The organism is Sphingobacterium sp. UBA3519, from assembly GCF_002377215.1.
In the GTDB taxonomy this organism is placed as follows: Bacteria; Bacteroidota; Bacteroidia; order Sphingobacteriales; family Sphingobacteriaceae; genus Sphingobacterium; species Sphingobacterium multivorum.
On record NZ_DFPI01000021.1, the window covers coordinates 234160 to 240298 of the forward strand.

Sequence of the window (6139 nt, forward strand, 5' to 3'; positions counted from 1 at the left end):
TATGTCATTAATAGAAGATTTACAATGGCGTCATGCTGTGAAAGCATACGACCCGACAAAAAAAGTTAGTCAGGAAAATGTAGATAAAATCGTTGAGGCTGCACGCTTTGCACCTACTTCTTCGGGTTTACAGCCATTTAAGATATTGATTGTTGAAAATCAGGCATTGAAAGAAGAACTGGCAAAAGGAGCACTAAATCCAGACTGTATGCGTGAATGTTCACATGTGCTTGTTTTCGCTGCCTGGGATCGTTATACGGAAGAACGTATTGATAAAGTTTATGATTTTACAACGGATGAGCGGGATTTGCCAAGGGGACGCTTTGGTTCTTATACGGACAAGTTGAAATCTATTTATTTGAGTGAAGCTGCCGAAAGAAATTTTGCACATACTGCAAGACAAACTTACATTGCTTTAGGTTTGGCGTTGGCTCAGGCAGCTGAACTTCGTGTCGATTCCACACCCGCCGAGGGTTTTGATAACCAAGTCGTGGATGAGGTTCTACAATTAGAAAAGCATGGACTAAAAAGCGTTTCATTGATGTATGTTGGCGTGGCGGACTCTTCGAGAGATTGGATTTCGACGATGAAGAAGGTTCGGGTTCCTAAGGAAGAGTTTGTTGTTGAATTCAAATAAACCGCAAACAACTTTTTCAATCCCTCAGAAACTCAATATATTTGCAAGATGGATGATTTATTAAAATTAGACAAACAACTCTGTTTTTCCGTGTATGTGCTACATAGAGAAATTATGCAGCAATATCGAACTATTCTTGAAGAGATTGACTTGACCTATCCACAGTATATCACGATGATGGCTTTATGGGAGAATGATGAGCAGACAGTAAATCAATTGGGGGCTAAGTTATTTCTAGATAATGGAACGCTTACACCACTATTGAAGCGCTTGGAGGCTAAAGTTTTGCTTACACGAACACGAAGCAAAGAAGATGAACGCGTCGTGAAGATACAGCTTACAGCACAAGGATTGCAATTGAAGGAAAAGGCGAGCTGTATTCCCATGCAGATTTTTGAAGCCCTTAAGCTCGACTATACTGATATGGTTCAGCTTAAAGCTTTGGCAGAAAAAATCGTGAATAATGTTGGGAATAGCTAGTTTTTATACGATATGAAATCAAAAAAGGATTAAATACACCTGCCTGTATTTAATCCTTTTTTTTGTGCTATGGATTGTCTTGAGCGATACATGTTCGCGTTCCTTTTATTATACATCATATTAGCATATTTCGGATTTTTTCATAGGACTGTAATGTGGAGATTCGTGGTATGGAAAATATCATTCAAAAGATAGAAGATCTAAATTGGCCTTTGATTACCGAAGAGATGCATAAACATGGTTATGTGGTTATACCAAACCTGTTGACAGCTTTACAATGCGATCTATTAAAAAAAGGGTATAGCGATTCGACGCTCTACCGTAAAACTGTCGTTATGGAAAGGCATCGATTCGGATTAGGGGAGTATAAATATTTTGACTACCCACTACCTGAGTTGATTCAAACGATTCGATCTCAACTTTATCCCTATCTTGCCGTCATTGCTAATACCTGGTTTCGTGCGCTGAAAATCGATATATCATTTTCATTGAAACATGAAGACCTTTTGACGGATTGCCGTTTGAAAGGACAAGAAAAAGCAACAGTATTGATTTTGAAATATGGTCAAGGAGGTTTCAATACGCTACATCAAGACTTGTATGGAGCGGTTTACTTTCCGATGCAGGTGATTTTGATGTTAAATGAGCCAGGAGTCGATTTTATGGGCGGAGAATTTGTATTAACACAACAAGTTCCGAGGGCTCAATCAAAGGCAATTGTTTTGAAACCTAAAAAAGGTGATCTCGTTTTATTCGCAACAAATTTTAGGCCTGAGAAAGGACGAATGGGATATTTTAGGGTTAATATGAAACATGGAGTGAGTGAAGTCACGGCCGGTGAACGCCATGCGTTGGGTATTATTTTTCATGATGCCGAGAAATAAATCCCACACAATGGAATGGCATAAAAATATAACAGATGCTTCATTGCGCGCCAAGATTCGAGCGGGAGAAATTCAATTTGGTGGCAATGAAAAGCTAAAAATTTATGGATTGCTTTGCTGTATTTCGGGAAAACGGATGAAGCGGGAGAACAGGGTCTTTTTTTCCACTGAGCAAGAAGCGCTAAAACATCATTATCGCCCTTGTGGGCACTGCTTAAAAGCGAACTACGTTGAATGGAAGGAAGAAAATAAAAGATTTGATAAAGTGTAGTTCGCATTAAGTTTGATTATATAGAGAATCTAAGTAAATCAAATTTGGAAAAAGAATCTTATGTCAAATTCCTTGTATATTGTTGAATTTTGTGTTTATCTTGAGACGGGATTAATTATCGTAGATCAAAAGAAAAATGCGTTTATATTCGATTGCTGTTTATTTTATTTTTTCGACTCTGCTGTTGATAAGCTGTGAAGAGGGGAGGCGAGATCCTAAAGTATTGAGTTATATGGCTCATACTGAACGTGACAGTGCCCGTTTGGATCTTAATCTTTTTGAGAGCCGTTTTCATGGTAAATTGTTCTTTTATAGACCTGGAGGTGAGGTTGATTCGGGAGACATTCGCGGCAATATCCAAAAAGACACTTTACTTGGGGACTATTATTATACGCCATTTGGCTGGGGACAGAAAAAAAGAAGACCCTTTGCTTTATTAAAAAAAGGGTCTTTGTATATTTTAGGTACAGGAACGGAGCAAGTGTATATGGGAATTCCACATTATATACCTTCAACCATCAATTTCCAAGACCCAAAGTTTATCTTTGAGAAAGTTAATCACTAGCCTCTTATCATCTAAATTAGGCGTCTACAGTATATTTTTTAATCGAATATATTGTAGTAGCATAATGGTTTTTCCATCTTTGATTTCACCTGTATCAATCATATGTAGTGCTTCTTCGATATTGATTTCTAGAATTTCAATATGCTCTTCCTCTTCTTCTAAACCACCGCCATCGCCAACTTTCATGTTATTGGTGTATTCTGCTATAAAAAAATGTAGAATTTCAGTTACAGAACCTGGAGACATATAAGCTTCAAAGATCTTTTTTGCTTCCTTGATCTGATAGCCTGTTTCTTCTTCTGTTTCCCTCCGTATACAGTCGTGGGGAGAATCTTGATCAAGTAGACCTGCACAAGCTTCGATAAGCATGCCTGACTCATTCCCGTTGATGTAAGTTGGTATTCGAAATTGCCTTGTTAATATGACTGTTTGAGCACTGGTATTATAGAGTAAAATGACGGCTCCATTGCCACGATCATAAGCTTCTCGACTTTGTTGCTGTACCGTCCCATCGGGTTTGCTGTATTGATAAGTCACTTTTTTTAACGTGTACCAGTTGTCTGATAGAATTTCAGTTTTTACAATTTTAATATCTTTTATTGCCATTTTTAGCGCGTTAAAGTCAAAAGATAAAAATAAGAATTGCAATCCAAACTAAGCAGGAAAAACTAAGAGAAGCTTTGATGAATTTATACGAAGTATTGGTGAATCTCAGTCCGTTCTAAATTGTTTTGGATTCAGACCTGTGTGTTGTTTGAAGAAATTAGAGAAGTAAGGAGAGTCGACGAAACCAAGTTTGAACGAAATTTCTTTGATAGATAGATCGGTTGCTTTTAACAATCGTTTTGCTTCCAAGATAGTTCGTTGTTGAATAAGCTGGCTCGGAGATACTTCGAGCTTTTGACGGCAGATTTTAGTAAGGTGCGGAGTTGATATATTAAGTTGTTTCGCATAGAAAGATACCGACTTCTCATGCTGAAAATGGATGTCAATTAACTCTTGCAACTTTAAAAGACGTGGATTGGAGTCATTATTTTGTTCATTTTGTACTATTTTCTGTACCTCTTTGCTTATTATAGATGCGACGACAGCTGTGCGAGAGTAGATAATTGCAGGAACGCAATTGTGATCCTCAAGTTCTTTTCTTATTGCATTAAATTCATAATAAAGCAGAGCAAATGTTTCGCTAGAGAGTGAGATAACAGGAGTACGTTGATAGTAAGCAAATGAAAAATGGAAATTGGGCGAAAATTTCTCGAAGTGTTCCCTATCGACCATCAATTGGAAACCAGTTGTATTGGCCCCTAATTTCCAACTATGAACTTGCTTTGGAAACAGGATATGGATTTGATGACGATCAATATGGTAATCTTTAAAATCAATCGTATGAACACCTTCTGCTTGGTCAAAAAGTACCAATAAAAAAAAATGATGCTGGTGTGGACGCGCTATATGATGTTCACCACGTAATTCCGAGTATAAATATCCTTGATTACCTGCAAGCTGGTCTTTTCTAAATTCTTGAATATCTATTGTTGGAAATAACTCCATCGAAATGACTTTGAACCTAAATATAACTATTTTATTTTAAACCATCTTCCAATACCTGTTTGCTGATGGTGAATTCACGATAGCCAAAGGCTCCGGATTTATAACCAATTACGGCGCCAAATTCAATGCTTTTTAAGGAAGATGTCTTTGGGAATACAGAAGAGCGGTATACATTGGCCGCAGCTAAAGGTTTTTCGAATACACGAAAGTGTATACCATCCTTTGAATAGGCGAGATAATTCATATCTGAGGTAAATCGGTCGACGTTTCCAATTGCCAGACATAAAAAATAATATCCATCAATATAGGAACCTTGCAGATGCCAAGTCGAATACCCCTTGCTGAATTCTAGCCAAGGTTTGTTCATAAATTCAACTTTCTTACTGTCGCGATATGCTGTAAAATCTAATCCATTTGTAGAAATACGCGATAGGATATTGGTCATAATTGGTGCTTTGTAGCTAGGCATGAAATCCACTTCGTAACTGGTCGTTAAATTTGTCGAATTTCTCACAAATGTTGGTGAAGGGATATGGTTATCTTGGAAAGATGTAGGTTCATTACTATTATACACGAGTTCCAGCGGTGTCCAGTCAATCCCATTTTTTGATGTTTGTCTTACAATAACACGTTCAGCTTCTTCATTTAATTTTTTATCGTTGTTTGCGCTTTTGGCGCCCCATTTTTTTAAAATTTTGCTTGAGAAAAAGCAGCCTCTATAATATAGTTCGAATTCCTCACCGTTGAAATTCCAGTCTACATCGGACCAATAACCTTGATTGGGGCTACCATCTTTTTGGATGAAAGAATCTTCTAGTGCCGGACGTCGTTGAATAGGATTTATTAATCCAGCCGGAGTAATCCATTCTTTTCCATCATTAGAAACTACCACAGTCGGATTTTCATAGAGAGAGGCGGTACGGTCTGACCCGATTATGCCAAAATATGGCGTAAATACCATCCAATATTTGTATCCTTTGAAACCGGCAGGGAAATATTCAACATCTGGGTGGCAATAACTCGCGCTATTGCCAGAGATATCGCGTATCCAGCCTGGGAGTTCTTCGCCGGGTTGGTTTGCATTGGCAATTGTATTAATTTTTATTGAACCTAGGTCGCTTGTGAAACCTGTAGGGATGGGTAATTTATCTTTTTCAATGACTTCGGGATCAGGTGGTACAATTCCTGGATGAATATCTCTTTTACAACCAATAAATAACAAAAATCCCAAAAAGAAATAGGCAATTCTCTTAAATGACATATAGATCAATAAAAATAAAATATGAATGATAATCCCTTACGGTTTTACTTTTCCTGTTAATCTTAGCTAAATGATAGCAAAAATGATTTATTTTTTTTATTTCTCAAAATCAATTTAATAAAATACTTTATATGTTGTAAATATTTGGTTTTCTGATTTATAAGTGTCTTTTTGACTTGTGTCGATGGAGGCTGTTCCCGGCTTTATCCCCCTGTTTGATCCATCAGTTGGTAAAGGCCTGATTGCGTAGTTTCACTGACTTTGGTCGCCAATCATTTTCAGCATGAAATAACGGTTGCGTAAGGATGTCTCATTATTTGGGGCTCGTTAGATGAAATAAACTAGTGGATAATGTGCCTAATTAGCTTGCTGTTCAGATTTTGGACGATTCACCAAGCTTTCAATGCTTAATGTAAATTTATTTTGTTTGGCAACGCGAAATTCTTTTTCAATTAATGAAATGATAACCATATGTGTCCTAAATAAATTT

The 6139-nt window shown here is 37.2% G+C and carries 8 protein-coding genes; 5 read left to right on the plus strand and 3 right to left on the minus strand.

From position 1 onward, the window contains the following. The first annotated feature begins 1 nt into the window (after position 1). From B3297_RS11030 to B3297_RS11050, 5 genes are all read left to right on the plus strand, one after another. Positions 2–637 (plus strand): nitroreductase family protein, encoded by a 636-nt coding sequence (locus B3297_RS11030; RefSeq protein ID WP_046671708.1) that lies wholly within the window; start codon positions 2–4, stop codon positions 635–637. 48 nt (positions 638–685) lie between these two features. Continuing rightward, on the plus strand, positions 686–1117 hold the full coding sequence (locus B3297_RS11035) for a MarR family winged helix-turn-helix transcriptional regulator (RefSeq protein ID WP_046671707.1): 432 nt from the start codon (positions 686–688) through the stop codon (positions 1115–1117). Positions 1118–1287: 170 nt separating this feature from the next. After that, positions 1288–2001 (plus strand): 2OG-Fe(II) oxygenase, encoded by a 714-nt coding sequence (locus B3297_RS11040; protein WP_286727244.1) that lies wholly within the window; start codon positions 1288–1290, stop codon positions 1999–2001. Positions 2002–2011: 10 nt separating this feature from the next. Next, the gene (locus B3297_RS11045) at positions 2012–2272 is read left to right on the plus strand and encodes an Ada metal-binding domain-containing protein (protein WP_070565173.1); all 261 of its coding nucleotides are present in this window, start codon (positions 2012–2014) and stop codon (positions 2270–2272) included. 232 nt (positions 2273–2504) lie between these two features. After that, the gene (locus B3297_RS11050) at positions 2505–2837 is read left to right on the plus strand and encodes a hypothetical protein (protein WP_139144961.1); all 333 of its coding nucleotides are present in this window, start codon (positions 2505–2507) and stop codon (positions 2835–2837) included. 24 nt (positions 2838–2861) lie between these two features. On the opposite strand, the gene nudK is transcribed toward B3297_RS11050, so the two are convergent. The 3 genes from nudK to B3297_RS11065 all read right to left on the minus strand — a co-directional run bounded on the left by nudK (position 2862) and on the right by B3297_RS11065 (position 5649). Next, positions 2862–3443: a GDP-mannose pyrophosphatase NudK gene (gene nudK, locus B3297_RS11055; protein WP_046671704.1), complete on the minus strand. Its 582-nt coding sequence runs from the start codon at positions 3441–3443 to the stop codon at positions 2862–2864. A 105-nt stretch (positions 3444–3548) separates the two neighbouring features. Continuing rightward, positions 3549–4388 carry a helix-turn-helix domain-containing protein gene (locus B3297_RS11060; RefSeq protein ID WP_286727241.1) on the minus strand — a complete coding sequence of 280 codons (840 nt, stop codon included), beginning with the start codon at positions 4386–4388 and terminating at the stop codon, positions 3549–3551. Positions 4389–4419: 31 nt separating this feature from the next. Beyond that, the gene (locus tag B3297_RS11065; protein ID WP_286727240.1) at positions 4420–5649 is read right to left on the minus strand and encodes a hypothetical protein; all 1230 of its coding nucleotides are present in this window, start codon (positions 5647–5649) and stop codon (positions 4420–4422) included. Positions 5650–6139: the final 490 nt, after the last annotated feature.

Excerpts from the sequence above, each read along its gene's own strand:
- B3297_RS11030 (WP_046671708.1), top strand. The coding sequence starts at position 2 with ATGTCATTAATAGAAGATTTACAATGGCGTCATGCTGTGAAAGCATAC.
- B3297_RS11035 (WP_046671707.1), top strand. The coding sequence starts at position 686 with ATGGATGATTTATTAAAATTAGACAAACAACTCTGTTTTTCCGTGTAT.
- B3297_RS11040 (WP_286727244.1), top strand. The coding sequence starts at position 1,288 with ATGGAAAATATCATTCAAAAGATAGAAGATCTAAATTGGCCTTTGATT.
- B3297_RS11045 (WP_070565173.1), top strand. The coding sequence starts at position 2,012 with ATGGAATGGCATAAAAATATAACAGATGCTTCATTGCGCGCCAAGATT.
- B3297_RS11050 (WP_139144961.1), top strand. The coding sequence starts at position 2,505 with ATGGCTCATACTGAACGTGACAGTGCCCGTTTGGATCTTAATCTTTTT.
- nudK (WP_046671704.1), bottom strand. The coding sequence starts at position 3,443 with ATGGCAATAAAAGATATTAAAATTGTAAAAACTGAAATTCTATCAGAC.
- B3297_RS11060 (WP_286727241.1), bottom strand. The coding sequence starts at position 4,388 with ATGGAGTTATTTCCAACAATAGATATTCAAGAATTTAGAAAAGACCAG.
- B3297_RS11065 (WP_286727240.1), bottom strand. The coding sequence starts at position 5,649 with ATGTCATTTAAGAGAATTGCCTATTTCTTTTTGGGATTTTTGTTATTT.